22 protein-coding genes are annotated in these 26,906 nt (G+C 63.1%); 11 read left to right on the top strand and 11 right to left on the bottom strand.

The genetic code is table 11. The annotated features are described in order from the left end of the window. Positions 1-150 precede the first annotated feature (150 nt). Positions 151-2,016: an alkaline phosphatase D family protein gene (locus tag HU750_RS21425; protein WP_186682234.1), complete on the top strand. Its 1,866-nt coding sequence runs from the start codon at positions 151-153 to the stop codon at positions 2,014-2,016. 111 nt (positions 2,017-2,127) lie between these two features. Here HU750_RS21425 and rssC read toward each other — a convergent pair whose 3' ends face one another. Further along, positions 2,128-2,610 (bottom strand): anti-sigma factor antagonist RssC, encoded by a 483-nt coding sequence (gene rssC, locus HU750_RS21430; protein ID WP_027596601.1) that lies wholly within the window; start codon positions 2,608-2,610, stop codon positions 2,128-2,130. Next, the gene (gene rssB / locus HU750_RS21435; RefSeq protein ID WP_027596602.1) at positions 2,607-3,791 is read right to left on the bottom strand and encodes a two-component system response regulator RssB; all 1,185 of its coding nucleotides are present in this window, start codon (positions 3,789-3,791) and stop codon (positions 2,607-2,609) included. The genes rssC and rssB overlap by 4 nt, the downstream gene beginning before the upstream one ends. A 270-nt stretch (positions 3,792-4,061) precedes the next feature. Between rssB and HU750_RS21440 the strand changes: the two genes are divergently transcribed. Beyond that, positions 4,062-4,361, top strand: a complete 300-nt coding sequence (locus tag HU750_RS21440) for a PilZ domain-containing protein (RefSeq protein ID WP_027596603.1) — start codon at positions 4,062-4,064, stop codon at positions 4,359-4,361. 43 nt (positions 4,362-4,404) lie between these two features. On the opposite strand, the gene HU750_RS21445 is transcribed toward HU750_RS21440, so the two are convergent. After that, positions 4,405-5,112, bottom strand: a complete 708-nt coding sequence (locus HU750_RS21445; RefSeq protein WP_186682236.1) for an MlaA family lipoprotein — start codon at positions 5,110-5,112, stop codon at positions 4,405-4,407. Positions 5,113-5,303: 191 nt separating this feature from the next. On the opposite strand from HU750_RS21445, the gene pcrP reads away from it, so the two are divergent. Further along, positions 5,304-5,867, top strand: a complete 564-nt coding sequence (gene pcrP, locus HU750_RS21450) for an HAD superfamily inactivated hydrolase PcrP (RefSeq protein ID WP_186682238.1) — start codon at positions 5,304-5,306, stop codon at positions 5,865-5,867. Between the two features lie 122 nt (positions 5,868-5,989). Beyond that, the gene (locus HU750_RS21455; RefSeq protein ID WP_186682240.1) at positions 5,990-6,253 is read left to right on the top strand and encodes a DUF4404 family protein; all 264 of its coding nucleotides are present in this window, start codon (positions 5,990-5,992) and stop codon (positions 6,251-6,253) included. Positions 6,254-6,360: 107 nt separating this feature from the next. On the opposite strand, the gene queF is transcribed toward HU750_RS21455, so the two are convergent. Together queF and HU750_RS21465 are read right to left on the bottom strand one after the other, a co-directional pair. Further along, positions 6,361-7,191, bottom strand: coding sequence for an NADPH-dependent 7-cyano-7-deazaguanine reductase QueF (gene queF / locus HU750_RS21460; protein WP_186682242.1), 831 nt, complete (start codon positions 7,189-7,191; stop codon positions 6,361-6,363). Between the two features lie 67 nt (positions 7,192-7,258). Next, entirely contained in the window at positions 7,259-7,780 is a 522-nt protein-coding gene (locus tag HU750_RS21465) for a cupredoxin domain-containing protein (protein ID WP_186682244.1), read from the bottom strand. Positions 7,781-7,941: 161 nt separating this feature from the next. On the opposite strand from HU750_RS21465, the gene cinR reads away from it, so the two are divergent. Further along, positions 7,942-8,622: a two-component system response regulator CinR gene (gene cinR / locus HU750_RS21470; protein WP_186682246.1), complete on the top strand. Its 681-nt coding sequence runs from the start codon at positions 7,942-7,944 to the stop codon at positions 8,620-8,622. Further along, on the top strand, positions 8,619-9,971 hold the full coding sequence (locus tag HU750_RS21475) for a heavy metal sensor histidine kinase (protein WP_202883855.1): 1,353 nt from the start codon (positions 8,619-8,621) through the stop codon (positions 9,969-9,971). Before cinR ends, HU750_RS21475 begins: the two co-directional genes overlap by 4 nt. Positions 9,972-10,108: 137 nt before the next feature. Here HU750_RS21475 and HU750_RS21480 read toward each other — a convergent pair whose 3' ends face one another. Genes HU750_RS21480 through HU750_RS21490 form a run of 3 tightly spaced genes read right to left on the bottom strand, consistent with a single transcriptional unit; the run spans position 10,109 to position 13,348 of the window. Then, positions 10,109-11,350, bottom strand: coding sequence for a lipoprotein-releasing ABC transporter permease subunit (locus HU750_RS21480; RefSeq protein WP_027596610.1), 1,242 nt, complete (start codon positions 11,348-11,350; stop codon positions 10,109-10,111). A 56-nt stretch (positions 11,351-11,406) separates the two neighbouring features. Continuing rightward, positions 11,407-12,090, bottom strand: a complete 684-nt coding sequence (gene lolD, locus HU750_RS21485) for a lipoprotein-releasing ABC transporter ATP-binding protein LolD (RefSeq protein WP_172960376.1) — start codon at positions 12,088-12,090, stop codon at positions 11,407-11,409. 7 nt (positions 12,091-12,097) lie between these two features. Beyond that, the gene (locus HU750_RS21490) at positions 12,098-13,348 is read right to left on the bottom strand and encodes a lipoprotein-releasing ABC transporter permease subunit (protein WP_027596612.1); all 1,251 of its coding nucleotides are present in this window, start codon (positions 13,346-13,348) and stop codon (positions 12,098-12,100) included. 93 nt (positions 13,349-13,441) lie between these two features. Between HU750_RS21490 and HU750_RS21495 the strand changes: the two genes are divergently transcribed. Both HU750_RS21495 and HU750_RS21500 read left to right on the top strand, forming a co-directional pair. Further along, positions 13,442-14,026 carry a PilZ domain-containing protein gene (locus HU750_RS21495; RefSeq protein WP_099430031.1) on the top strand — a complete coding sequence of 195 codons (585 nt, stop codon included), beginning with the start codon at positions 13,442-13,444 and terminating at the stop codon, positions 14,024-14,026. Between the two features lie 30 nt (positions 14,027-14,056). After that, entirely contained in the window at positions 14,057-14,773 is a 717-nt protein-coding gene (locus HU750_RS21500; RefSeq protein WP_186682250.1) for a glycerophosphodiester phosphodiesterase, read from the top strand. Between the two features lie 48 nt (positions 14,774-14,821). On the opposite strand, the gene sthA is transcribed toward HU750_RS21500, so the two are convergent. The 3 genes from sthA to HU750_RS21515 all read right to left on the bottom strand — a co-directional run bounded on the left by sthA (position 14,822) and on the right by HU750_RS21515 (position 19,074). Further along, positions 14,822-16,216: a Si-specific NAD(P)(+) transhydrogenase gene (sthA, locus tag HU750_RS21505; RefSeq protein WP_027596615.1), complete on the bottom strand. Its 1,395-nt coding sequence runs from the start codon at positions 16,214-16,216 to the stop codon at positions 14,822-14,824. A gap of 201 nt (positions 16,217-16,417) precedes the next feature. Next, the gene (locus HU750_RS21510) at positions 16,418-17,416 is read right to left on the bottom strand and encodes an FAD:protein FMN transferase (protein ID WP_186682252.1); all 999 of its coding nucleotides are present in this window, start codon (positions 17,414-17,416) and stop codon (positions 16,418-16,420) included. Positions 17,417-17,610: 194 nt separating this feature from the next. Then, a complete protein-coding gene (locus HU750_RS21515; protein ID WP_027596617.1) occupies positions 17,611-19,074 on the bottom strand; it encodes a glyceraldehyde-3-phosphate dehydrogenase in 1,464 nt (487 codons plus the stop codon). Between the two features lie 167 nt (positions 19,075-19,241). Between HU750_RS21515 and mfd the strand changes: the two genes are divergently transcribed. From mfd to HU750_RS21530, 3 genes are read left to right on the top strand one after another with little or no spacing between them, the layout of a single operon-like run. Beyond that, entirely contained in the window at positions 19,242-22,691 is a 3,450-nt protein-coding gene (mfd, locus tag HU750_RS21520; protein WP_186682254.1) for a transcription-repair coupling factor, read from the top strand. Positions 22,692-22,700: 9 nt separating this feature from the next. Beyond that, positions 22,701-23,273 carry a CsiV family protein gene (locus HU750_RS21525; RefSeq protein ID WP_099453388.1) on the top strand — a complete coding sequence of 191 codons (573 nt, stop codon included), beginning with the start codon at positions 22,701-22,703 and terminating at the stop codon, positions 23,271-23,273. 1 nt (position 23,274) lies between these two features. Beyond that, entirely contained in the window at positions 23,275-26,622 is a 3,348-nt protein-coding gene (locus HU750_RS21530; RefSeq protein ID WP_186682256.1) for an SNF2-related protein, read from the top strand. Positions 26,623-26,906: the final 284 nt, after the last annotated feature.

Below are 26,906 nucleotides of genomic sequence, written 5' to 3' on the forward strand. Positions count from 1 at the left end.
AATGTTCAGCATTTTCCGCCCGTTTTTGGTTTGGCGCTAAGCTGCGCCAGGCTTCCGAGGTATTTTGAATTCGATGGCCTATTCGCGGGCAAGCCCGCTCCCACCGGTACCGTGCTGCGTGAATGGGCTGTCTAGCCACCAGAGCTGTTGATGACCTCTTCCCTACCCCTTGTTCTCGCCGGCCCGGTACTGCGCCGCCTGGAGCCACAGCGCCTGGCCATTTGGCTGGTCGCAACGCAACCCTTGCAACCTGAATTTGCCCTTGATGGCGTAGAACACTCGGCCAAGGTCACTTGCCAGGTGATCACGATAGGCCAGCACGCGTTTATTCATTTGCTGGACATCCACGTTGCCCAGCCGCTCCCCTGCAACCAGACGCTGGGCTACGACCTGCGCATCAATGGCCAGGGCATCGCAGACTGGGCACCCCACATGCTCTACCCCGGTGAAACGCGCCCACACTTCGTGTTGCGTGATCGCCTCGATCATTTGCTGCACGGTTCTTGCCGAAAGCCGCACCACCCCGCCGCCGACGGCCTGCTCTGCGCCGACCGTTTGCTGCAACAGTGCCAGCACCCCGAACAACGCCCTGCGGTGCTGCTGATGACCGGCGACCAGGTGTATGCCGATGATGTCGCCGGGCCCATGCTGCGCGCGATCCACGTGCTGATCGAACGGCTGGGGCTGTTCGACGAACAGCTGGACGGTGCAGTCGTCGCCGACAGCGCGGCGCTCTATCGCCACCCGGCCAGTTACTACCACCGCGCCGACCTGCTGCCCGCGCAGGAACGTAACGACAGCCTGCGCGAGCGCTTTTTCGGGGGTAAGCGCAAGCCGATCTTCTCGTCCAGCAACGCCGACAACCACTTGGTAACCTTCGCCGAGGTCATGGCCATGTACCTGCTGGTGTGGTCACCCGAACCCTGGCGGCTGGTCAACCTGGACATGCCCGCAGGGCTCACCGATGAACGCCAGGCGCGTTATCGGCAGGAGGTGCCACTGATCGAGGCCTTCGCCGACAACCTCGGCCAGGTGGCGCGGGTGATGGCACACCTGCCGTGCCTGATGATCTTCGACGACCACGACATCACCGACGACTGGAACCTCTCGGCGCAGTGGGAAGAAACCGCCTATGGCCACCCGTTCTCGCGGCGGATCATCGGCAATGCGCTGCTCGGCTACCTGTTGTGCCAGGCCTGGGGCAACGACCCAGATGGCTGCGGGCCGTTGGTCGAACGCTGCCAAGCGCTGACGGGTGCGCCACTGGCCAGCCAGGCACAGGATGAACTGATCGGCGAGCTGCTGCGCTTCCAGGGCTGGCAGTTCAGCTTGCCCAGCAACCCACCCTTGCTGGTGCTCGACACCCGCACCCGGCGTTGGCGCAGCGAAACCAGCTTGGCTAAGCCTTCGGGCCTGCTCGACTGGGAAGCATTGAGCGAATTACAGCAGGCGCTGCTCGATCATCCCTCGGCGATTATCGTGTCGCCGGCACCGATCTTCGGGGTAAAGCTGATAGAAACCGTGCAAAAGGTATTCAGCTGGATTGGCTACCCGTTGCTGGTGGATGCCGAGAACTGGATGGCCCATCGGGGCGCGGCCCAGGTGATTCTGAATATCTTCCGCCACTCACGCACGCCCGGGCATTACGTGGTGCTCTCAGGGGATGTGCATTATTCGTTCGTCTATGAAGTACTGATTCGACACCGCCAACGCAGCCCGCACTTGTGGCAGATCACCAGCAGCGGGATCAAGAACGAATTCCCCAGGCGTTTGCTGGATGTGCTCGACCGGCTTAACCGCTGGCTGTATTCACCGCGCTCGCCGCTGAACTGGTTTACCAAGCGGCGGGAGATGGAAGTGGTGCCGCGTACGCCCAGCGGTAGCAAGGCGGGTGAGCGGTTGTGGAATGGTGCGGGGTTGGGGCAGGTGTTTTTTGATGAGCAGGGGCGGCCGGCACGGGTGTTTCAGCTGGATGCCGGTGGGCGGGATGTGACGGAGTTTGTTGGGCCGGAATGAGGGAGTTTTTAGCCTGTACCGGCCTCTTCGCGGGGCAAGCCCGCACACAGTTGAGATACCTGTGGGAGCGGGCTTGCCCCGCGAAGAGGCCGGCACAGGTTTAAAGCGTACTCAAGACCGCTCCAGCGCATTCACCAGGTCATGAAACGCTTCGCGGTTGGAGTCATTGAGCCCCATGAGAATCTTGTGCGCCTCCAGCACCTTGGAGCGCACCACTTCTTCGTTCTGGTCCTGCGACGGCAAGTCGGTCAGGCACTCTGGGCACGGTATTGGGCGATCGACGATGTTGAACACCTGATCGAAGCCCATGGACTGCAACAATCGGGAAATGTCCGGGTTGGTGGTGACCACGGTTGGCAGCAGCCCCACTTTCTGGCGCGACAGAATCGACAACTTGGCCAGCAGGCCCAAGGTGGTGCTGTCGATGCTCTCAGTTTCAGTCAAATCGATGACGATGGCCGAGAAGTTCAGCGCGGTGAAAATCTTCTCGATCGTCGCATCCAGCGCCGAACACAGGGTCAGGCGCACTTCACCGACGAATTTCAGTACAAAGGTACCGCTTTGCTCGGCGAACTGAATTCTACCGGTACTCATTGAAGGTTCCTGCTCAACACCAATAGGGCGATATCATCCGGCATCTCCCCAAGCGTAGCCAATCCAAATCGTTGCCGCAGCCCATCCAGGCTGCCACCCGCTGCCTTGACGATTTCTGGCAAGGCGGCTTCTTTATCTTTGAGCGTGTCGCCTGGCAAAAGGTCCAGAATGCCATCGGACATCAAGCTGAGGCTGAACACTGGCGGCAGTTCCACCACCAGGTCCTGGTAACTGGCCTCGTCGAACAACCCCACCGGCAGGCCGCGGCCTTCCAGGTAGCGGGTATTGCCCGGGGTGTACAGCACCGGCAGCGGCAGGTGGCCGCCCACGGCATAGGTCAACAGCCCGGTGTCTTCATCGATCACGCCGCCCACCATGGTCACATGCTTGCCCAACTTGCAGTTGATCAGCCCGCGGTTGATGTGGCTGAGCACTTGCGAGGGCTTGAACTCACGCATCTTGCTCCCGCGCTTGAATTCGAACAACAGGCGCGTGGTCATGAACTTCAGCAACACCGTGACGAACGCCGACGAGGCGCCGTGCCCCGAGACATCGGCGAGGTAGAAGGCAATGCGCCGATCATCCACGCGGAAGTAGTCGGCAAAATCGCCCGACAGGTACAGCGACGGGATGATCTGGTGCTCGAAGGCAAACTCGCCGGCCACCCAGGGGCTTTCCGGGAGCATGTTCATCTGCACCTGCCGGCCGGCGGTCTGGTCTTCCTGCAACAGGTGCAGGCTGGCCTCCAGCTCGCGGTTGGCGGCTTCGAGCTTGTCGCGGTAGCGCTGGTTTTCCAGCACCAGGCGCGAACGGTCGAGGGCCCGGCGCACCGAGTGCTCGAGCACGGCAAGGTCTTCCAGCGGCTTGATCAGGTAGTCGGCGGCGCCCAGGCGCAAGGCCTCGACCGCATCGCTCATCACGCCGGCACCCGACACCACGATCACCGGCAGCTGCGGCGCGCGCTCGCTGATCTGGCGGATCAGTTCGAGCCCGCCCATCTGCGGCATGCGCAGATCGCAGATCACGAGGTCGGGCTGGTGTTCTTCGAAGACCTGAAGCCCCTGCTGGCCATTACCGGCCTGGAGGACGCTGAAACCACTGTCTTCAAGATAGGCGGCGAGGCTCGCACGGACCACGTCGTCGTCATCGATGATCAGCAGCGTTGCACTGGTTTTCTGCATGTGGGCGAACGGCGCCGATTTAGGTTGGTGCAGCGGTGTCGGCAAGGCTGACGGCCAGCTACGGGAATACTCTGTGGTAACACTCTACTTGAGTTGTAGGACAAGAAGACCCGCCCGGCAACTGTCAGAGGTACCCTGTAAGGCGCAGACGGTACTCCCATCCGCCAGGCGTTTCAAGCGTGCAAGGGTCGACCTCGCTGCTCTTTACAGGGCAAATCACCGAGAGTTATAAGAAAGCCGACCCGCGCAACCTAAAGGGAAGGATGCAGCATGCCCCAGACACCCTCTAACCACAGCGAAAAACGCGATTTCATCCGCATGCGCATCGACACCGACATCAGCCTGTTGCACCAAGGCCAGGTGATTGCAGCCGTGTGCCTGGACCTGTCCAGCGGGGGCATGCAAGTGCAGGCGCCGCAGCGGTTTCAGGTAGGGGATACGCTTGAGGTGAGGATCGATTCCGATCACAAGGCGCTGAAAGGCCTGCATGCCAGCACCGAGGTGGTGTGGATCGCCGACCAGCCCGACGGGCAGCAGAAATTCGGCCTGCGCATCCTGGCGATGCATTGACGCTGGGGCTGCTTGGCAGCCCCGTGGCTTAAATTAGAAACAATCAGAAATCATCTTCGACTTCGCCGTCCTTTACCTTGAACTCACGGTTCTGCAGGTAGGCGTTACGAATGAAGATGTACTTGTCACCCTGCATCAGCTTCTCAGCCGACAACAGGCTGGCACGGGTATCGACGACGTCAACCGCAAGGCTCGTGTTACGCGTCGGTACGTGGTTGATGTAGCGGTAGGGTTCGGTGTAGCTGTCCGGGTACTTGGCCAGGCCGTCACGCACGGTGCTTGGGCCCAGCAACGGGATAACCACGTAAGGGCCGCTGCCCACGCCCCAGTAACCCAAGGTCTGGCCGAAATCTTCGTCGTTGCGCTGCAGGCCCATCTTGGTGCCGACGTCGAAGAAGCCACCCAGGCCAAAGGTGGTGTTGACGATCAGCCGCGCCGTGTCCACGCCCGCCGCATGCGGTTTGAGCTGCAGAATGTCATTGGCCAGGTTGGTGACATCGCCCAGGTTGCGGAAGATGTTATGGATGCCATCTTCGAGGAACTGCGGCGTCACTGCCTGGTAGCCCTTGGCCAATGGCTTGAGGGCATAGGTGTCGACCGTATCGTTGAACCTGAAGATCGGGCGGTTGACCGCCTCCCAAGGGTCTTCCTCGGTGGCCGCTTGGGTGGCCGCCACGGGCGCCAGCAACAAGCTGGCGCAGACACAGACCTGGGTGACTCGCTCGATCACACCGGCACCGATCCTACGCATAGATGTCTCTCCATCGAATTTCTTGGCCGCAGCCGCACCGGGCGTGCTGCTGATAAGGCGCAAGTATAAGGGCTTGCGGGCTGATCACCAGCATTACACATTTTTGCTCAAGATTTTGTGAACGTATGTTGCCTCGTCATCGGCTGGTAACAATAGCGGCCTAGCCTGCGGACTATTTCAGGGAAGTTGCCATGCACGATGCGTCCACCTTCACTGCTGTGCTGTTTGGCCTGCGTGGCTGCCTGGTCCAGGGTGCGAACGGCAACCCCTTGCCCGCGCCCGGCGCCCTGGCAACGCTCACCAGCCTGCGCCAGCGCCAGGTGCCCTGCATCTGGCTGGACGACCTGACTGCCACACAAGGCAAACGCCTGGCCAACGTGCTGCCCGACTGGCTGCCGGGGCACGCGGTCAACGGCGTGCGCTGGCCCGCGCCAAACGCTTGCTGGCAGGCGCTGATGGCACTGGACAGCGCGCGCCTGGATGGCTGCGTACTGGTCAGCGGTGACCCTGCACTGCTGCAATCGGGCCTGAACGCCGGCTTGTGGACCGTGGGCCTGGCCGCCTGCAGCCCGTACTGCGACCTCAGCTCCCGGCATTGGCAAGCCATGAGCCAACAGGAACAAGACCTGGCCCGTGGCAAGGCCACCCTCGCGCTGTTCAGCCTGGGCGTGCACTCGGTGATCGATCACCTCGAAGCCCTGGACACCTGCCTGCAGGACATCGCCCAGCGTCGGCGCAAGGGCGAAAAACCCTGATACAGCACCTTTGACGCGGATCATGCAAAGCGGCTGCGAGTGGATTACATTAAAAGCAGGCCAGAACCTTTGCCGCTTCGCTGAGGTCCATGGCTTGCCAAGCCATTGATGGAGAAAAGCCAATGCCTGCCCGCGAATTGCAAGAGCGACTGAACAGCTTGCGCGAGCAACTGGACCGTAACGTGCCGCTTTCGGAAGAAGAGCTGACCGAAATGCACGAAGAAGCGCGCCAGATCGAAGCGCAACTGAAGCTTGAGGAAGCCACGCCTGACAACAACCTGGTGGACGGGGTCAATCTGGCGATCGATCGTTTTGAGCTCGACCACCCAGATTTAGCCGCTACCCTGCGCAATGTTTTCAACTCATTGCACAGCATGGGTATCTGAATAGCTGGGGGCGCTTCGCACCCCATTCGCGGGCAAGCCCGCTCCTACAGGACAGCGCGCTGCGCTAAAACCTGTGGGAGCGGGCTTGCCCGCGAACGGCCGTGATCTTACTGCCGAACCAGCCGCCCATTCACTGGGCTGATCCCCTCCATGCTACGGTACGGGTTGATATCCAGCCCACCCCGGCGCACATACCGCGCATACACCGTCAAATGCTCCGGCTGCAGCAGGTTCTTCAAGTCCAGGTAAATCCGCTCCACGCACTGCTCATGGAAGTCGGCATGCTGCCGGAAGCTGATCAGGTAAGTCAGCAGGCTGGCAGGGTCCAGCGCCCTGCCCTTGTACTCGACCACCACACTGCCCCAATCCGGCTGGCCGGTGACGGGGCAGTTGGACTTGAGCAAATGGCTGTGCAGGGTCTCTTCAACCACACGCTGCGCATCGCAACGCAGCAACTCCGGCTGCGGCTGCTCATAGTTGCTGATGGTCACATCCAGCGCGTCGATGCACTGCCCCGGCAATGCCACAACGCCCTGAGCCTCCACCTCGGCCAACGTGCGAACCTTGACGCCGACCGGCTTGCCAGCCGCCGCAGACAAGTCCTTCTCCAGACAGGCCTGCAGCTCGCCGATCGAGGCAAAAACCGTTTGGTTCAGCGAGTTCAGGTACAACTTGAACGACTTGGACTCGATGATATTCGGCGAGTCTGCAGGAATGGCGAACTCGCCGATCGCCACCACCGGCTTGCCCGTCGGCAGCAGCCACGACAGCTCGAAGCAGTTCCAATAATCCACGCCCTGCCACGGCAGGGTCTGGGCAGTAACGCCCAACTCGGCCCACTTGGCGGTACGCGGGATCGGGAACAGCAGCTCAGGGGAGTAGGTAGCGATGTATTCGCTGGACTTGCCCAGCGGGGAGTGTTCGGCGGCGGGATACATGGAAACTGACCTGAAGGTTCGAAATGCCCCTAGTCTACCGTTTTTGCGCCCCGCCTTGGGCCTGATGTCACTCGATGGTCAATGGCCCGACCATCCCTGCCTGGTAATGCCCAGGTACGTTGCAGGCAAACTCGATGGGTGCCGACTTGCGGAACGTCCAGGTCAGTTCGGCACGCTGGCCAGGCTGCACCAGTACGGTGTTGCCCCCGCCGTGGCCGTGGCCTTCGCCGTGGTTCATCTGGCTGTGGTCCATGCCTTCATGGTTCATGCCTTCATGGTTCATGCCTGCGGTGAACAGCTTGCCTTGCATCGCAATCATTTCTTTCTGGTGCTCGGCATGCATGGCCTTGTCGCCCAGGTTGAATTCGTGGGGCAACTTGCCCTCATTGATCAACACGAAGCGCACCGTCTCGCCCGCCTTGACCTCCAGGCTTTTTGGTTCGAAGGCAATGTCCTTGAGCACCACCTCGACCGTACGGGTGGCCTTGCCAACCGGGGCAGGCTCGCCAAAGGCGAAACTGTCGGCACTGCCCGCAAAACTGGGCAGGCTTGCCACGGCAAGGGCGGCAGCGATGAACAGGCATTTCATGATGACTCCAAAATACACAACGTGATGAGAGCACCTTAATCAGGCGGGGCTGGCGGCTACCTGACGGGAAGATTACAACTTTGTCAGTTTGGGCGAGCGCCGACATCGTCACGTATCATTTCCGGTAACCGCCGCGCCCCCTCCAGAACTGTGGACACTGCATGAAACTGTTGATCGTTGAAGACCAGGCCCGCACCGGCCAGTACCTGAGCCAGGGCCTGAGCGAGGCGGGCTTCGCCACCGAACTGGCAGCCGATGGCGAAACAGGCCAACACCTGGCACTGACCGGCGACCATGACTTGCTGATCCTCGACGTGATGCTGCCAGGCCGCGACGGCTGGCAGATTTTGCAAGCAGTGCGCCAGGCCGGCCTGGACACCCCCGTGCTGTTCCTGACCGCCCGCGATGCGGTAGAAGACCGTGTGCACGGCCTGGAGCTGGGCGCCGACGATTACCTGGTCAAGCCGTTTGCCTTTTCCGAACTGCTGGCCCGTGTACGCAGCCTGCTGCGCCGTGGCGCCAGCCCGAGCCAGGACACCACCTTGAGCCTGGCCGACCTGCGCCTGGACCTGATCCGCCGCCGCGCCGAGCGCGCCGGCCAGCGCATCGACCTGACCGCCAAAGAGTTCGCCCTGCTCGAATTACTGCTGCGGCGCCAGGGCGAGGTGCTGCCCAAATCGCTGATTGCCTCGCAGGTCTGGGACATGAATTTCGACAGTGACACCAACGTCATCGAAGTGGCCATCCGCCGCCTGCGCCTGAAAATCGACGACCCGCACACCAGCAAGCTGATCCACACCGTGCGGGGCATGGGCTATGTGCTGGAGGAGCGTCAGGATTGATGCGCCGACTTTCCCTCGGCAGCCGCCTGGCGCTGCTGTTCGCGGCCTGCACCGCTGCCGTTTCGCTGGGGGCTGGCGTGCTGTTCAGCCGCGCCAGCGAGCAGCACTTCATCGAACTCGACCAACAGTTGCTGGAATCTCGCCTGTCGCTGTTTCGCACGCAGCTGGCCGGCGTCGTCGGGCCCGCCGAACTGGGCGCCCGCCTCCCCGCCCTGCGCGATGAGCTCAGCCACCAGGCCGACTTGGCCCTGCGCATCAGCGGCCATGACGGTAGGCCGTGGTTCGACAGCCGCACGCAATTGCCCAACACCACGCCGCCCTCTGGGCTTGCCACTCTGCACACCGACGGCGCCGACTACCGCAGCCTGGCCATGCCCCTGAACCCGGCCGATCCGCAGTCTGCGCAGCTGACCTTGTACCTCGACATCACCCACCATCAGCACTTCCTGCAGGGCATGCAGCGCCTGATCTGGCTAACGGTCGGCCTCTCGGCCCTGGCCACCGCCTTGCTCGGTGCCTGGGCCGTACGCCGGGGGCTGAGGCCGCTGCGGCAGATGGGCCAGGTTGCGGCCAGCGTGTCGGCCCGCTCGCTGACTACCCGCCTGCCAGTGGCGCAGATGCCGGAAGAACTGGCCGAACTGGCCACCACCGTGAACGCCATGCTGCAGCGCCTGGACGATGCCTTCCAGCGCTTGTCGGCATTCTCCGCCGATATCGCCCACGAACTGCGCACACCACTGTCCAACCTGCTGACCCACACACAGGTCACCCTCACCCGCCCGCGCAGCCTTGAGGAATACCGCGAGGCCTTGCATGGCAACCTGGAGGAGCTGCAGTGGATGGCGCAGATGATCAACGACATGCTGTACCTGGCCAAGGCCGACCATGGCCTTCTGGTGCCTGGCCAAGCCACGCTGGCACTGCATGAAGATGTCGATGCATTGCTGGAGTACTACGCGCCGCTGGCCGAGGACCGCGACGTGACGCTGCTGCGCCAAGGCCAGCTGCTGTTGCAGGGGGATCGGCCCATGCTGCGCCGCGCGTTGTCGAACCTGCTCGACAATGCCTTGCGCTTCACCCCACCCGGTGGGCAGGTACGCGTGACGCTGGAGCCTGGCTTGCGGGTTTGCGTGGCCAATACCGGGGAGGCAATCGCACCGGCTGCATTGCCCCGCTTGTTTGACCGGTTCTACCGTGTGGACCCGGCGCGGCGCGAAGGCAGCACGGAGCACGCTGGGTTAGGGCTGGCGATTACCCGGTCGATCGTGCAGGCGCATGGTGGGCGTATTCGGGCAGAGTGCGAGGGTGGCTGGACGCGGTTTGTGATCGAGTTACCTGGCAATCAATAGAACCGCAGCTCCTGCATCGGCGTGTAGGAGCAGCCTTGTGCTGCGAAGAGGCCGGTGCAGGCTGCAGCAACCTGTTTTGCCTGCACCGGCCTCTTCGCAGCACAAGGCTGCTCCTACAATGAACGCGGATCAGCGCTTCAAACTGCCAGGCCAATCGCCGGCTGCACCTGCGATGCCCGGTACGCCGGGTAAATGGTCGCCAAGAAGCTCATCACCAACCCCGCCGCACAGATGATCACCACATCGCCCCACTGCAGTTCCGACGGCAGGCTGCTGATGAAATACACGTCCGAGGTGAAGATATGCTGGCCGCTGACCCGCTCCAGCCAGCCAACGATCTGGCTGACATTGAACGCGGCAATTACCCCCAGCACACCGCCGATCAAGGTCCCGACAATACCGATCAAGCTGCCCTGGACCATGAACGTACCCATGATCTGCGCAGGCGTGGCACCCAGGGTGCGCAGGATGGCGATATCCGGCCCTTTGTCGTTCACCACCATCACCAGCGTGGCAATGATGTTGAACGCCGCCACTGCGATGATCATCATCAGCAGCAGGCCGATCATGGTCTTTTCCATCTTCATGGCGCTGAACAGGCTGCCTTGGGTGTGCGACCAGTCATCAGCACGGTAGGCATCGCCCAGGCCGGCCGCGATGGCTTTGGACACCTGCGGCGCCGCATACAGGTCATGCAGCTTGAGCCGCACGCCTTGTACCTGACCCGGCGCCCAACGCTGCATTTCGCCCGCATCGGCGACGTGAATGTACGCCTGGGAGCCATCCAGTTCTGCACCGACCTTGAAGATACCGACCACGGTCAGGCGCTGCATGCGCGGGGTGATGCCACCCGGCGCCTTGCTGATTTCCGGCACGATCAGGGTCAGCTTGTCGCCCGTGTTCAAGCGAAAACGCCGCGCGCTCAGCTCACCGAGCACCACGCCAAACTCACCTGGCTTAAGGTCCTGCAGGCGGCCCTGGACAATATGCTGGCCGACAATGGAAACCTTGCCTTCCTCTGCCGGGTCGATGCCGCTGACCTGGATCGGCTGCATCGCGCCCTTGTAAGAGAGCATGCCTTCCATTTCGGTGATTGGCGCCGCGGCCATCACCGCCGGGTCCTTCAGGGCGGCATCGGCGACGGTGCGCCAGTCATCCAGCGGCTGCACACCAAGGATGCTGGCATGGGGCACCAGGCCGAGGATGCGCGAGCTCATCTCGCGCTGGAAGCCGTTCATTACCGACAGCACCACGATCATCGCCAGCACGCCCAGCGACAGGCCGATCATCGAGGTCATCGAGATGAACGAGATGAAATGGTTGCGGCGCTTGGCACGGGTGTAGCGAGCACCAATGAACAAGGGCAAGGGTCTGAACATGTAAAACACCCAATGAAAGAGTTGTGGGGCGGCTCAGGCCACCCCGTGCAAGCGGCTCAGATCGCCACCAGGTGACCGTCGTCGAGTTTCAACACACGGTCCATCTGGCGCGCCAGGTTGAGGTCGTGGGTCACCACCAGGAACGCGGTACGCGAAGCGCTAGACAGCTCCTGCATCAGTTCCTGAATGCCTTGGGCGGTGTGGTGGTCGAGGTTGCCAGTCGGTTCGTCGAGCATCACCAGGCCCGGGCGGTTGACCAAGGCGCGGGCGATCGCCACACGCTGGCGCTCACCGCCGGACAACTCGGCAGGCTTGTGGTGCAGGCGGTGGCCAAGGCCGACGCGCTTGAGCAGGGCCTCGGCGCGCTCACGCGCCTCAGGGATGGCGGTGCGGCCGATCAACAGCGGCATGCACACGTTCTCCATGGCGGTGAACTCGGGCAGCAGGTGGTGAAACTGGTAAACGAAGCCCAGTGCCCGGTTGCGCAACAGGCCACGCGCGCGCTCACCCAGGGCCGACAGCTCCTCGCCCGCCAGCCAGACACTGCCCTGGGTAGGCGTGTCGAGGCCGCCAAGCAGGTTGAGCAAGGTGCTCTTGCCAGAGCCCGAGCTGCCGACGATGGCCACGCGTTCACCCGGGTGCAGCTCCAGCTGCAAGCCAGACAGCACCTGCACCGACTCCGGGCCCTCGTCGTAGGACTTGCCCAGGTTGCGGCAACTCAGAACGGCTTTATCACTCATGCGCGACTCACTCATAACGTAGCGCCTCTGCAGGCTGGGTGCGGGCCGCACGCCAGGCCGGATACAGGGTGGCGAAGAAACTCAGGACCAGTGCCGCGGCACAGACCATGTACACGTCATTGGCCATGATCTGCGACGGCAGGTAATCAATGAAATACACGTCGGCGTTGAGGAACTTGTGCCCGATCAGCTTCTCGATGCCGGCAATCGCCGCACTCACGTTGAGCGCGGCAAGAATGCCGACGCCGGCGCCGATCAAGGTGCCAATCACCCCGATCACCGTACCTTGCACCATGAAGATGGCCATGATCTGCCCAGGCGTGGCGCCGAGGGTGCGCAGGATCGCGATGTCGCCGCGCTTGTCATTAACCACCATCACCAGGGTAGAAATGATGTTGAACGCCGCCACCGCCACGATCAGCAGCAACAGCAGGCCGATCATGGCCTTTTCCATGCGGATCGCCTGGTAAAGGTTGCCATGGGTGCGGGTCCAGTCACGGCTGTAGAACTCCTGCTCGCCCAGCTGCTGGGCGATAGACCAGGCCACGCGCGGCGCCTGGAACAGGTCGTCGAACTTCAGCCGCAGGCCTTGCACCTGGTTCGGTTTCCAGCGGTGCAGGCGGGACAGGTCGCTGATGTTGGTCAAGCCCAGGTAACCGTCGATTTCGCCGGCGCCCACGTGGAAGGTACCAACCACGGTAAAGCGCTTCATGCGCGGGAACATGCCGGCCGGGGTCACGCTGACCTCGGGGGCGACGAAGGTCAGCTTGTCGCCGATGGCCACACCCAGCTTGGCGGCAGCCTTGTCGCCGATCATGATGCCCCACTCGCCCGGTGCCAACTGGTCGAGACGGCCTTGCTGGACGAAGTTGTCGATGATCGACACCTCGCGCTCGCGGGCCGGGTCGATGCCATTGAGCAGCACCTTCTGCACCTTGCCTTCATGGGTCAGCAGGCCCTGCATCTGGGTGAAGGGCGCTACCGCCACCACCTGCGGATTCTGCTTTACTTGTTGGGCAAGCGCAGGCCAGTCGTCAAGCGGCTGGCCGCTCTCGAGCGTGGCATGGGGAATCATGCCGAGCACGCGGGTACGCATCTCGTGGTCGAAACCGTTCATGACCGAGAGCACCACGATCATGACCACCACGCCCAGGGCGAGGCCGATCATCGAGGTCAGGGAAATGAACGAGACGAAGTGATTGCGACGTTTGGCACGGGTATAACGCGTGCCGATGAATGCGAAAAGAGGTCTGAACATGTCGGGGCTTGTTCGGATGAAAGGGAACGTCCTTGTGGCGGGGCGCTTACGGCGGCTTTACACTCGGACCACCGCCGCTACCATGGGTTCGCCATGACGACATTAGACGAAGAAGATCGCCGCGAATACTACCGCATCGCAGATCGGATCGCACTTCAAATCAACCCCTTGAGCGCGGCTGAAGCCCTTGACCCAGAAGTGTTGCAGGATGATTCGCCGCTGTTCAACCTGCTCAGCGAGCTGCACCTGTCCGACTTCGAAGCCCAGCACCTGCTGCGCCAGCTGAGTGACAAGGACCGCACCCTGGCGGCGTTTTTGCGCGCGCAAAGCAAACGCCTCGACCTGCTCAGCGCCGTGGTCGCGCAAACCCTCATCGGTGAGGTCGGCCAGCCGCAGGCAGTGGTCATCTCCGAAGGCGGCATCGAGTTCACCCAGGCCCAGGCCATCGCCCCCGACACCCGCGTGAAGGTGAAGATGGTGCTGATGCCCCGCGCCCACGGCCTGCTGCTGCGCGGCAAGGTCACCCACTGCGACCCACGCCCTGACGGCGGCTTTGAGGTCGGCACCGAATTCATCGACATGACCGACGCCCAGCGCCAACTGCTGGCCCGATACATCCTGCAGCGCCAGCAACAACAACGGCGCCAGCAGCTGGAGCAGAATGACCCTGCCTCCTGAGCCTCTTCCCCTTGAATTGAAGGAACGAACGTGACCCTGATCTACGGCCATCGCGGCGCCAAGGGCGAAGCGCCCGAGAATACCCTGAACAGCTTCCGCCAGTGCCTGTCCCACGGCGTCAATCGCTGTGAACTGGACCTGCACCTGTCGGCCGACAACGAACTGATGGTGATCCACGACTCGACGCTCAAGCGCACCACCGGCAGGCGCGGTAAGGTGGTCGAGCACCCGGCAGCCGACCTGGTCACCTATGACGCACGCAAAGGCGGCCCGGGCCATGTGCAGCCCTGCCCTATCCCGAAACTGGAAGAACTCTTCGAAAAATGCGCCTTCGAGCATTGGCAGCTGGAGGTCAAGAGTGCCTCGCGCACCCGCGCCGCCACCACGGTGCTGGCCATTCGTGAACTGGCCCAGCAATACGGCCTGCTGGACAAGGTCACCATCACCTCGAGCTCACGCGAAGTGCTGGGCGCCGCACAAGAGCTGGTACCCGACGTGTCTCGCGGGCTGGTGGCCGAATACGCCTGGCTCGACCCACTGAAGGTCGCGCAAAACTACGGCTGCGAGTTGCTGGCCTTGAACTGGACACTGTGCACCCCAGAGCGCCTGCTCAAAGCCCAGGGCCAGGGGTTGCATGTGTCGGTGTGGACAGTCAACGAACCGGCACTGATGCGCCGGCTCGCTGATTTTGGCGTGGACAGCCTGATTACAGACTTTCCCGGTTTGGCCAAGACCACCCTCGGGTAGGGCTGAAATCGGTATCCCCGACCGGCTCAGGCCACCGGTCGGAGCCGCTTAAAAAAGCCGGTTCAGGCCGTCGTAGGCAGCTACCCGATAGGCTTCGGCCATGGTCGGGTAGTTGAACGTGGTGTTGACGAAGTACTTCAGGTTATTCAGCTCGCCCGGCTGGTTCATGATCGCCTGGCCGATGTGGACGATTTCCGAAGCCTGGTAGCCGAAGCAGTGCACGCCGAGGATTTCCAGAGTTTCGCGGTGGAACAGGATTTTCAGCATGCCCTGTGGTTCGCCGGCGATCTGCGCGCGGGCCATGCCCTTGAAGAAGGCCTTGCCCACTTCGTACGGTACCTTGGCCTGGGTCAGTTCCTGCTCGTTCTTGCCGATCGAGCTGATCTCCGGAATGGTGTAGATACCGGTCGGCACGTCATTGACGAAGCGCCAGCTGCCATTGTCGACGATGCTGCCCGCTGCCGAACGGCCCTGGTCATGGGCGGCACTGGCCAGGCTCGGCCAGCCGATCACGTCACCGGCACCGTAGATGTTCGACACGGTGGTGCGGTAGGCCTCGTCGACCTCAATCTGGCCGCGGCTGTTGACCTTGATGCCGATGTTTTCCAGGCCCAGCTTGTCGGTGTTGCCGGTACGGCCGTTGCACCACAGCAAGGCGTCGGCCTTAATCTTCTTGCCCGACTTCAGGTGAAGGATCACACCGTTGTCCAAGCCTTCGACCCGGTCGTACTCCTCGTTGTGGCGCACGGTGATATTGTTGTTGCTGAAGTGGTAGCTCAGCGCCTGGGAAATTTCCGAATCCAGGAAGCTCAGCAACTGGCCACGGTTATCGACCAGCTCGACCAGCACACCCAGGCCGCTGAAGATCGAGGCGTATTCGCAACCGATCACGCCGGCGCCGTAAACGATCAGCTTGCGCGGGGTGTGGCTGAGGCTGAGGATGGTGTCGCTGTCATAGACGCGCGGGTGGTGGAAGTCGATGTCGGCCGGGCGATACGGGCGCGAGCCGGTGGCGATGATGATCTGCTTGGCGTTGAGCTTTTCGACCACACCGTTGGGGCAGACCACTTCGATGGTCTGCTCGTCGGCGAAGCTGCCGGTGCCGAAGAACAGGTCGACACGGTTGCGAGCGTAGTAGCCGGTGCGCGAAGCGACCTGCTTGGCAATGACCTTTTCGGCGCTCTTGAGCACGTCCGGGAAGGAGAACCAGCGCGGCTCGCCGATGGCGCGGAACATCGGGTTGGTGTTGAACTGCATGATCTGCCGCACCGAGTGACGCAGTGCCTTGGACGGGATGGTGCCCAAGTGGGTGCAGTTGCCGCCGACCTGGCGACGGCTGTCGACCATCGCCACCTTGCGCCCTGCTTTGGCGGCGTTCATTGCCGCGCCTTCTCCGGCCGGGCCGGAACCCAGCACCACTACGTCGTAGTTGTAGACAGCCATGCGTACTCCTTCAGAACTGGCCCGCGAGTCACGGTGGCTCGCGGGGCGCGATCATGTCGCCGGGGCGCCATGAGAAAATTCGGTTGCAGTCTAATCAAGCGTGAACGCCGCGCACATTAACCCTTGGTCGCGTCGTAGGCCAATTTTGCCTGCACTACATGTGGTTCACCGATTCCCTGGCGATCATCCATCCTTGCGCTTTCACTCGCCTTTCATTGCCCGTGCAAACGCTGGGGTCGCTCGGGAGACGAAGCCACCCTCGGCCCGAGTCACCAATACGGCGGCAAGGTTATGGCTGACGGCGAAATCCCAGCCGCGCTCGGGGCCGAGAATCAGCAGCAGGGTCGAGAACCCGTCAGCCTTCAGCGCCGAGGCGTCGAGCACAGTGGCCGCAGCCAGGTCGTGCGCGACCGGGCGCCCGAGACGGGCATCGAAGGTGTGCGAATAGCGCCGGCCATTCTGCTCGAAATAGTGGCGATAGTCACCCGAGGTCGATACCGAAAGGCCATCCACCGGGATGACCTGGCGGGCGATCTGGCGGTCTTCACGGGGCAGCTCGAGGGCGATGCGCCACGGGCTGCCATCGGGTTTGCGGCCAACCGCCTTGAGCTCGCCGGTGGCTTCGGCGATGAAACTGCTGATGCCCATGGCCTGCAGGCGCTGGGCGATCAGGTCAACCGCGTGGCCGGCGGCGATGCTGTTGAAATCCAGTTCCACCGGGGCATCCTTGCACAATGCCTGGCCTTCGATGCGCAGGTGCTGGTAGCCCACGCGCAGGCGCGCCTGGGCGAGGGCTCGCGGGTCGGGCACCTGCTCGTGGCGGGCCTGGGGGCCGAAGCCCCAGAGGTCGAGTAGCGGCTCGACAGTGAGGTCGAAGGCGCCGGCACTTTGCGCCGCCAACTGCTGGCCGAAGCGGACCAGGTCGAGCATGTCTGATGGCAATGCCAGGCATTGATTGGCCGGCAGCTGGTTGAACTGGCTGACAGTGGAATCGCTGCGGTAGGTGGAATAGTGCTGGTCGATGTCCTGGAGGATGGCTTCGACTTCAGCCTGCACCTGGGCTGGGGCCGGGCCACCGGGGGCGCGGACGTACTGGATGCTGTAGCTGCTGCCCATGGTCGGGCCGCCCAGGCGCTCAAGGGTCGGGCCCTGGTTGCAGGCGGTGAGGAGCATCAGGATGAACAGGAGGGCTGCGCGCAAATTCGGACTCTCGGTCGCCGACACTGGCCTCTTCGCGGGTAAACCCGCCCCCACAAGGTATTGCACCGCCCTCAAGGACGCAGACGAACCTGTGGGGGGTTTACCCGCGAAGAGGCCAGTAGAGACAACATAAATGCTAGGCAAAAAAAACGGGAACCCGAAGGTTCCCGTTTTTTCATTGCCTTACAAGCGAATCAGCGTGGAAACGCTGGCGGGTTCACACCGGCCATGTCTTCCATCACACGAACTACCTGGCAGCTGTAACCGAATTCGTTGTCGTACCAAACGTACAGCACAACGCGGTTGTCGTTGGCGATGGTCGCCTCTGCGTCAACCACACCGGCGTGGCGCGAGCCGACGAAGTCGGTCGAAACCACTTCCTGCGAGCTGACGAAGTCGATCTGCTTGTGCAGCTCCGAGTGCATGGCCGTCTGGCGCAGGTACTCGTTGATCTCTTCGCGGGTGGTGGGCTTTTCCAGGTTCAGGTTCAAGATAGCCATCGAGACGTTCGGCGTCGGTACGCGAATCGCGTTGCCGGTCAGCTTGCCCTTCAGCACGGGCAGTGCCTTGGCGGCTGCAGTGGCGGCACCGGTCTCGGTGATAACCATGTTCAGCGGCGCGGCACGGCCACGGCGGCTGCCCTTGTGGAAGTTGTCGATCAGGTTCTGGTCGTTGGTGAACGAGTGAACGGTTTCGACGTGGCCGTTGACGATGCCGTACTTGTCGTTGACAGCCTTCAGCACCGGCACGATGGCGTTGGTGGTGCAGGAAGCGGCCGAGATGATCTTGTCATCGGCGGTGATGTCACCGTGGTTGATGCCGTGCACGATGTTCTTCAGCGCGCCCTTGCCAGGTGCGGTGAGGATCACGCGGGCAGCGCCCGGGCAGGCCAGGTGCTGACCCAGGCCGTCGGCATCACGCCATACACCGGTGTTGTCGACGATCAGCGCGTTGTCGATGCCGTACTGGGTGTAGTCGACTTCGCTCGGGTTCTTGGCGTAGATAACCTGGATCAGGTTGCCGTTGGCGGTGATGGTGTTGTTGGCTTCGTCGATGGTGATGGTGCCATCGAACGGGCCGTGCACCGAGTCACGGCGCAGCAGGCTGGCACGCTTGACCAAGTCGTTCTCGGCGCCTTTGCGCACGACGATGGCACGCAGGCGCAGGCCGTCGCCACCACCGGTCTTCTCAATCAGGATGCGCGCCAGCAGGCGGCCGATGCGGCCGAAACCGTACAGGACGACGTCGGTGCCTTTACGGGCCGAAGCGTTCTGTTGGCCAACTACGTCAGCCAGCTCTTCACGCACGAACTGCTCGGCGCTGCGGCCGTTGCCTTCCTGCTTGAACTTGTTGGCCAGCTTGCCCAGGTCAACCGAAGCGGCGCCCAGTTTCAGCTCGCTCATGGCCTTGAGCAGAGGGAACGTCTCGTGGACAGACAGTTCGGTCTCGTCGGTCTGACGATGACGCGCAAAGCGGTGGGCTTTGAGGATCGAGATAACCGAACGGTTGATCAGGCTGCGGCCATAAATCGAGCTCACCACGTTGTTGTTGCGGTAGAGCTGACCGATAAGCGGGATCATCGCTTCAGCCAATGCTTCACGATCAATCCACTCACCAAGACACTGGTCGGGCTTCTGAGTCACGGGAACCTTCCACATGTAGGGACAGAAAAAAGGGGCTACATTATGACGCCCCAACGCGGAACGGGCAATGAGCGCCTGTCGCGGCAGCCAGAGCCAGTGTTCATGGCCTTTGGAGCCTGACAGCAGGCACCAGCACCGGTACAATCGGTGTCTTTGCCGCAACGCTTGGAGTGCAATCTCCCGTGTCAGTTCTGCGCCTACCGCAACTGTCGGCCACGGCCGGCAAACAAACCTGGGGCAACCTGCCCGGTGCCGCCCTCAGCCTTGCCATTGCCGAAGCCGCCAGCAGCGCTGGCCGCTTTACCCTGCTGCTGACCGCCGACAGCCAGGCCGCCGACCGTCTGGAACAGGAGCTGCGCTTCTTTGCCCCAGACCTGCCGGTGCTGCCCTTCCCCGACTGGGAAACCCTGCCCTACGACCTGTTCTCGCCGCACCAGGACATCATCTCCCAGCGCATTGCCAGCCTGTACCGGCTGCCGGAGCTGAGCCACGGCATTCTCGTCGTGCCGATCACCACCGCCCTGCACCGCCTGGCGCCGACCCGCTTCCTGCTGGGCAGCAGCCTGGTGCTGGACATCGGCCAGACCATCGACGTCGAGCAAATGCGCACGCGCCTTGAAGCCAGCGGCTACCGCTGCGTCGACACCGTTTATGAACATGGCGAATTCGCCGTGCGCGGCGCGCTGATCGACCTGTACCCCATGGGCAGCAAGCTGCCCTACCGCATCGACCTGTTCGATGACGAAATTGAGACGCTGCGCACCTTCGACCCCGAGACCCAGCGCTCGATCGACAAGGTCGACTCGGTGCGCCTGCTGCCGGCGCGCGAATTTCCGATGCAAAAAGAGGAAGTGACCCGCTTCAAGGCGCGCTTCCGCGAACGCTTTGACGTCGACTTCCGCCGCAGCGCGATCTTCCAGGACCTGGCCAGCGGCATCATTCCCGCCGGCATCGAGTACTACCTGCCGCTGTTCTTCGAAGACACCTCGACGCTGTTCGACTACCTGCCCAGCGACACCCAGGTGTTTTCCCTGCCGGGCGTCGAGCAGGCCGCCGAGCACTTCTGGAACGACGTGCGCGGGCGCTACGAAGACCGCCGTGGCGACCTGAGCCGCCCGCTGCTGCCGCCTGCCGAGCTGTTCCTGCCGGTGGAAGACTGTTTCGCCCGGCTCAAGCAATGGCCGCGGGTGGTAGTCAGCGCCGATGACGTCGAGGCAGGTGCCGGCCGTGAACGCTTCCCAGCACGCCCCCTGCCCGAACTTGCCATCGAGGCCAAGGCCAACCAGCCACTGGCGGCGCTGTCCAGCTTCCTTGACCAGTTCCCTGGCCGCGTACTGTTTACCGCCGAGTCTGCGGGCCGTCGCGAAGTGCTGCTGGAACTGCTCGAACGCCTGAAACTGCGCCCGCACACCGTCGAAGGCTGGGCCGACTTCATCACCGGCTCCGAGCGGCTGGCGATCACCATTGCCCCGCTCGACGAAGGCCTGGTGCTGGACGACCCGGCCCTGGCCCTGATCGCCGAGAGCCCGCTGTTCGGCCAGCGCGTGATGCAGCGCCGGCGGCGCGACAAACGCGGCGAGACCGCCAACGATGCGGTGATCAAGAACCTCACCGAACTGCGCGAAGGCGCACCGGTGGTGCACATCGACCATGGCGTGGGCCGCTACCTGGGCCTCGCTACCCTGGAGATCGACGGCCAGGCCGCCGAGTTCCTCACCCTGGAATACGCCGAGGGCGCCAAGCTGTACGTGCCGGTGGCCAACCTGCACCTGATCGCCCGCTACACCGGCAGCGATGACGCCCTGGCGCCGCTGCACCGGCTCGGCTCCGAGGCCTGGCAGAAGGCCAAGCGCAAGGCCGCCGAGCAGGTGCGTGATGTCGCCGCTGAGCTGCTCGACATCTATGCCCGCCGCGCCGCGCGCAAGGGCTACGCCTTTGCCGACCCCGCTGCCGACTACGCCACTTTCAGTGCCGGGTTCCCCTTCGAAGAAACCCCCGACCAGCAGAACGCCATCGAAGCCGTGCGCGCCGACATGCTGGCGGCCAAGCCGATGGACCGCCTGGTGTGCGGCGACGTAGGCTTCGGCAAGACCGAAGTGGCCATGCGCGCGGCCTTCATCGCCGTGCACAGCGGCCGCCAAGTGGCGGTGCTGGTGCCGACTACCCTGCTGGCCCAACAGCACTACAACAGCTTCCGCGACCGCTTCGCCGACTGGCCGGTAACCGTCGAAGTGATGAGCCGTTTCAAATCGGCCAAGGAAGTCGCCAGCGCGGCGGCGGACCTGGCCGAGGGCAAGATCGACATCCTCATCGGCACCCACAAGCTGCTGCAGGACGATGTGCGCTTCAAGGACCTGGGCCTGGTAGTGATCGACGAAGAGCACCGCTTTGGCGTACGCCAGAAGGAACAGCTCAAAGCCCTGCGCAGCGAGGTAGACATTCTCACCCTGACCGCCACGCCGATTCCGCGCACCCTGAACATGGCCGTGGCCGGCATGCGCGACCTGTCGATCATCGCCACACCGCCCGCCCGACGCCTGTCGGTGCGCACCTTCGTCATGGAACACAACAACAGCACGGTCAAAGAAGCCCTGCTGCGTGAACTGCTGCGCGGTGGCCAGGTGTATTACCTGCACAACGACGTGAAAACCATCGAGAAGTGCGCTGCAGACCTTGCCGAACTGGTCCCGGAAGCGCGTATCGGCATCGGCCACGGCCAGATGCGCGAGCGCGAGCTGGAACAGGTGATGAGCGACTTCTACCACAAGCGCTTCAATGTGCTGATCGCCTCGACCATCATCGAGACCGGCATCGACGTGCCAAGCGCCAACACCATTGTCATCGAGCGCGCCGACAAGTTCGGCCTGGCCCAGTTGCACCAGTTGCGTGGCCGGGTCGGCCGCAGCCACCACCAGGCCTACGCCTACCTGCTGACGCCAGCACGTCAAAAGGTCAGCAGCGACGCCGAGAAGCGCCTGGAAGCCATCGCCAATACCCAGGACCTGGGGGCAGGCTTCGTGCTGGCCACCAACGACCTGGAAATCCGCGGCGCTGGTGAACTGCTGGGCGAAGGCCAAAGCGGGCAGATCCAGGCAGTCGGTTTCACCCTCTACATGGAAATGCTCGAGCGCGCGGTCAAGGCCATCCGCAAAGGTGCCCAGCCAAACCTCGAACAGCCACTGGGTGGCGGCCCGGAGATCAACCTGCGCCTACCGGCCCTGATCCCCGAGGGCTACCTGCCCGATGTGCATGCACGCCTGATCCTTTACAAGCGCATCGCCTCGGCCGCCGACGAAGAAGGCCTCAAAGACTTGCAAGTCGAGATGATCGACCGCTTCGGCCTGCTGCCGGAGCCAACCAAAAACTTGATGCGCCTGACCTCGCTCAAGCTGCAGGCGGAAAAGCTCGGCATCAAGAAAGTCGATGCCGGCCCCAACGGCGGCAAGCTTGAGTTCGAGGCCGAGACACCGGTCGACCCGCTGACCCTGATCAAGCTGATCCAGGGCCAGCCCAAACGCTACAAGTTCGAAGGCGCCACCCAGTTCCGCTTCCTGGTACCGATGGAACGCCCCGACGAACGTTTCAACACCCTTGAGGCGCTGTTCGAGCGCCTGACCCCACAGTCTGCCTAAGGAAGATCCATGCGTGCCATCCGTTGCCTGACCCTGCTGCTGGCGCTGTTCGCGCCAGCCGCCTTCGCTGAAGGCCTGTATCAGGTAGAAATGATCCTGGTGCGGCAAAACAGCGTCCCCGCCTTCACCAGCCCGTTCGCCCCCGAAGACTGGAGCGCCGGTGCGCCGCGCCTGGACAAGGCCGCCGAGCGCCCACTGGGGCTGGACGATGAAACCACCCGCCTGCAAGCCACCGCCGACTACACCGTGCTGATGCACAAGGCCTGGCAGCAGCAGGTCGGCAGCGAACCCAGCCGCATCGCCCTGGGCGAGGGCGAAGAGCAGTTCGGCCACTTCCCCATCGAAGGCAACCTGAGCATCGCCGAAGGCCGCTTCATCGCGGTGGAGGCCAACTTCTGGGTCAACCAGCTCGACGGCAACGGCAGCGTGCTGCGCAGCGAGCAATTCAAGCAGAGCAACAGCAACGTCAAGGGCGGCCAATTGACCTTCCTTGATGGCGGGCACCTGGCGGTGCTGCTGAAAGTGACGCCGGCCGGGATGCGCAAGCTGCCAGAGATGGACCCGGAGATGATGGAGCAGTGATGTGAGCGAGACCGATGCGCAGTTCTTTATCCGGGGCCTTGACACCTGGAGGTTCGCGTTTGACCGCACTACGCTGCAACGCGGCCTCGACTATGCAGAGGAAGGCAGGAGCGAAATCGTATCGATCCTGGACCTGACCATCCGCGCGCAGTGCGCAGGCTCTGGCGGCCGCGCCTATTACCAGCGCATCACGCTGGACATGACCGAGGACGGCCTTGAATGCGAGGGCACCTGCTCGTGCCCGGTCGGTGACAATTGCAAACACTGCGCAGCGGCGCTCTATTTGCTGGAACGGGGCCCGGACTGGGTCGAAGGCACACCTGACGACCCCCTTGCCGTTACGCCAGCAGCGCAGCAGTCCCTAGAATTGCCCCCCGAACTGGCACACTGGGTCGAGGCCCTGGAAGTACCGGCAAGCCTTGCCACACAACCCGCCAAGCGCAAAGGCCCTGCACTCTACTATGTGGTGAGCAACAACCATGGCCAGTGCATGCTCAGCGTGTTCAAAGGTACCCGGCAGCCCGATGACAGCTTGAAGCTGAGCCGGCCCAGTTCGATGCCCGAGCTCATCTACTACACACCCAAGTACGTGACCGATGAAGACTTGCGTGCGCTGCGGCTGATCGATGCCCTCAGTAAGGATTACAGCCTGCCCGTCGCACGCCTGGAAGGCAAAAAGGGCGCCGAACTCTACGAGTATGCCCTCGCCACCGGCCGCTTACTGTATGGCCAACAGCAGAAACCCCTGGCCCAAGGCCCCGACCTGCACGCCGAATTTCGTTGGGTTCGGCTGGACAACGGCAGCTACCGCGGCGCCTGGCACCATGCTGAAAATACCCACATGCTGGCACTGCCGGTCGACCCACTCTATTACGTCGACCCACAAGGCGGACAGACCGGCAAGCTGCTGCATGACCTTGACCCGTTCATTGCCAGCCAACTGGCCAGCGCCCCGACGGTTCCCGAGCACCTGATCATCCCCCTGAGCCATCGCTTGAACGCATTGAACCGCCAGGTTCCGACGCCCACCAAGGTCCGCAGCGAACAGATCGACACGATCGAGCCTCGCCCTCACCTGACCCTCGGCAGCCTCGAGTACAGCGCGTACATGCCCAAGACCGGACGCATGCAGCGCCAGATGCAGCACCGCGCCGCGCTGTCGTTCGACTACGACGGCCTGCGCGCCAGCGGCAACGACGACAAACCGTTGACCCGCCTGGTGGATGCCACCAGCCAGCGCATTCGCCGCCAGCCCAAGGCCGAACAGGCGCTGCGCAAGACGCTACGCGACCTCGGCTTCAAGGCCGCCACCCGGCAGAGCAAGGCGCTGCCCGACAGTGCGGGCGAGATGCACCAACTGCCGGATGACGAGGCCTGGCTGCACTTCGCCCGCAACGGCCTGGCACGCCTGCGTGAAGCCGGCTGGGTGATCGACATCCACCGCGATTTTTCCTTCAACCTGCACGAGGTGGACGACTGGTACGCCAGCATCGACGAAGCCCCCGGGCATGAATGGTTCGACCTGGAACTGGGCATCGTGGTCGATGGCCAGCGCCACAGCCTGCTGCCGATCGTGCTGCAGTTGCTGCGCAGCAACCCGGAACTGCTGCGCCCCAGCGAACTGGCCCGGCGCAGTGACGACGAACACTTGCTGATCGACCTTAACCGCGGCCGCCTCGACAGCCCCGCGCTGCGCGTCGCCCTGCCCTACGGCCGGATCAAGGCGGTGATGGGCACCCTTGGCGAGCTCTACCTGCATGAAGACGCCGCCGGCCCTTCACTGCGCCTGGACCGGGCCGATGCCGCGCGCTTGAACGAGCTCGATCACCTGCCGCTGCACTGGGAAGGCGGCGCGCACGTGCGCGACCTGGGCAAGCGCCTGCGTGACGCACGCGACCTGCAGGTCGAACCGCCCGCGCAACTGAACGCGGCCCTGCGCCCTTATCAGCAACAAGGCCTGAACTGGTTACAAGCCCTGCGCGAAATGGGCACGGGCGGCATCCTCGGCGATGACATGGGCTTGGGCAAGACCCTGCAAACCCTGGCTCACCTGTTGCTGGAGAAACAGTCCGGCCGCCTGACCACTCCCGCCCTGGCGGTGATGCCGACCAGCCTGATACCCAACTGGCTCGACGAGGCCAAACGCTTTGCCCCCGACCTGCGCGTGGTGGCACTGCAGGGCCCAGGGCGCAGCAAGCATTTCGCCACGCTGCACGACTATGACCTGGTGCTCACCACCTATGCCCTCGTGCCCCGCGACCTCGAACACTTGCGCACGCAGCACTGGCACGTGCTGGTACTCGACGAGGCGCAGAACATCAAAAGCAGCACCAGCAAAGCCGCCCTCGCCGTCTGCGAGCTGCAGGCCGAGCAGCGCCTGTGCCTGACCGGTACGCCGATGGAAAACAACCTCGGCGAGCTGTGGTCGATCTTCCACTTCCTGATGCCGGGCTGGCTGGGCGACCTCAAGCGCTTCAACCAGGATTACCGCACCCCGATCGAACGCCGCGGCGACGCCGAACGCATGGCCCACCTGGTCAGCCGCATCCGCCCGTTCCTGCTGCGCCGCACCAAGGAACAGGTGGCCACCGAACTGCCCGCCAAGACCGAGATGGTGCACTGGGTCGAGCTCAGCGATGCTCAGCGCGATACCTACGAGGCGGTGCGGGTGGCGATGGACAAGAAAGTGCGCGACGAAATCGCCCGAAACGGCGCCTCGCGCAGCCAGATTGTCATCCTTGATGCCCTGCTCAAGTTACGCCAGGTGTGCTGCGACCTGCGCCTGGTGAAGGGCGTCGAGACCAAGGGCAACCAGGCCGATAAAGGCAAGCTCGGCGCCCTGCTGGAGATGCTCGAAGAGCTGCTCAGTGAAGGCCGGCGGGTACTGCTGTTCTCCCAGTTCACCTCGATGCTGGCATTGATCGAGCAAGAACTGCAAAAGCGCAAGGTGCGTTACAGCCTGCTGACCGGCGACACCCGCGACCGCCGCACGCCGGTGCAAGCGTTCCAGCAGGGTGACAGCGAAGTGTTCCTGATCAGCCTCAAGGCGGGTGGCACCGGGTTGAACCTGACGGCTGCGGACACGGTGATCCACTTTGACCCCTGGTGGAACCCGGCCAGCGAAAACCAGGCCACCGACCGCGCCTACCGCATCGGCCAGGACAAACCGGTGTTCGTGTTCAAGCTGATTACCCGCGGCACGGTGGAAGAGAAGATTCAGCTGTTGCAGCAAGAGAAGGCGGCCCTGGCGGCAAGCCTGCTCGATGGCGGGCAGGCCGGGCAGTGGCGGCTGGGGGATGATGAGATCGAGGCGCTGTTTGCCCCCTTGCCCGGGAAGCGCGGCCGCTAGCAGCCAGTGCCGACCTCTTCGCGGGGCAAGCCCGCTCCCACAGAAAATGTACAGCCCTCAAGAGCGGTGCAGCCCTGTGGTGTACAGCCCTCAAGAGCGGTGCAGTCCTGTGGTGTACAGTCCTCAAGAGCGGTGCAGTCCTGTGGTGTACAGCCCTCAAGAGCGGTGCAGTCCTGGACTGCCCCCAAGAAGTTGGACACCAATCCAACCCTTGGGGGATCTATGGGCAAGTACACCGAGCAGTTCAAGCTCAAGGCGATTGCAGCCTACCTTGATGGCAGCCA

The sequence above is a fragment of the Pseudomonas sp. SWRI50 genome (assembly GCF_014269095.1).
In the GTDB taxonomy this organism is placed as follows: Bacteria; Pseudomonadota; Gammaproteobacteria; order Pseudomonadales; family Pseudomonadaceae; genus Aquipseudomonas; species Aquipseudomonas kermanshahensis.

Bases quoted from the DNA above. Each gene is read 5' to 3' on its own strand.
- HU750_RS21425 (WP_186682234.1), top strand. From the start codon at position 151: ATGACCTCTTCCCTACCCCTTGTTCTCGCCGGCCCGGTACTGCGCCGC.
- rssC (WP_027596601.1), bottom strand. From the start codon at position 2,610: ATGAGTACCGGTAGAATTCAGTTCGCCGAGCAAAGCGGTACCTTTGTA.
- rssB (WP_027596602.1), bottom strand. From the start codon at position 3,791: ATGCAGAAAACCAGTGCAACGCTGCTGATCATCGATGACGACGACGTG.
- HU750_RS21440 (WP_027596603.1), top strand. From the start codon at position 4,062: ATGCCCCAGACACCCTCTAACCACAGCGAAAAACGCGATTTCATCCGC.
- HU750_RS21445 (WP_186682236.1), bottom strand. From the start codon at position 5,112: ATGCGTAGGATCGGTGCCGGTGTGATCGAGCGAGTCACCCAGGTCTGT.
- pcrP (WP_186682238.1), top strand. From the start codon at position 5,304: ATGCACGATGCGTCCACCTTCACTGCTGTGCTGTTTGGCCTGCGTGGC.
- HU750_RS21455 (WP_186682240.1), top strand. From the start codon at position 5,990: ATGCCTGCCCGCGAATTGCAAGAGCGACTGAACAGCTTGCGCGAGCAA.
- queF (WP_186682242.1), bottom strand. From the start codon at position 7,191: ATGTATCCCGCCGCCGAACACTCCCCGCTGGGCAAGTCCAGCGAATAC.
- HU750_RS21465 (WP_186682244.1), bottom strand. From the start codon at position 7,780: ATGAAATGCCTGTTCATCGCTGCCGCCCTTGCCGTGGCAAGCCTGCCC.
- cinR (WP_186682246.1), top strand. From the start codon at position 7,942: ATGAAACTGTTGATCGTTGAAGACCAGGCCCGCACCGGCCAGTACCTG.
- HU750_RS21480 (WP_027596610.1), bottom strand. From the start codon at position 11,350: ATGTTCAGACCCTTGCCCTTGTTCATTGGTGCTCGCTACACCCGTGCC.
- lolD (WP_172960376.1), bottom strand. From the start codon at position 12,090: ATGAGTGATAAAGCCGTTCTGAGTTGCCGCAACCTGGGCAAGTCCTAC.
- HU750_RS21490 (WP_027596612.1), bottom strand. From the start codon at position 13,348: ATGTTCAGACCTCTTTTCGCATTCATCGGCACGCGTTATACCCGTGCC.
- HU750_RS21495 (WP_099430031.1), top strand. From the start codon at position 13,442: ATGACGACATTAGACGAAGAAGATCGCCGCGAATACTACCGCATCGCA.
- sthA (WP_027596615.1), bottom strand. From the start codon at position 16,216: ATGGCTGTCTACAACTACGACGTAGTGGTGCTGGGTTCCGGCCCGGCC.
- HU750_RS21515 (WP_027596617.1), bottom strand. From the start codon at position 19,074: ATGTGGAAGGTTCCCGTGACTCAGAAGCCCGACCAGTGTCTTGGTGAG.
- HU750_RS21525 (WP_099453388.1), top strand. From the start codon at position 22,701: ATGCGTGCCATCCGTTGCCTGACCCTGCTGCTGGCGCTGTTCGCGCCA.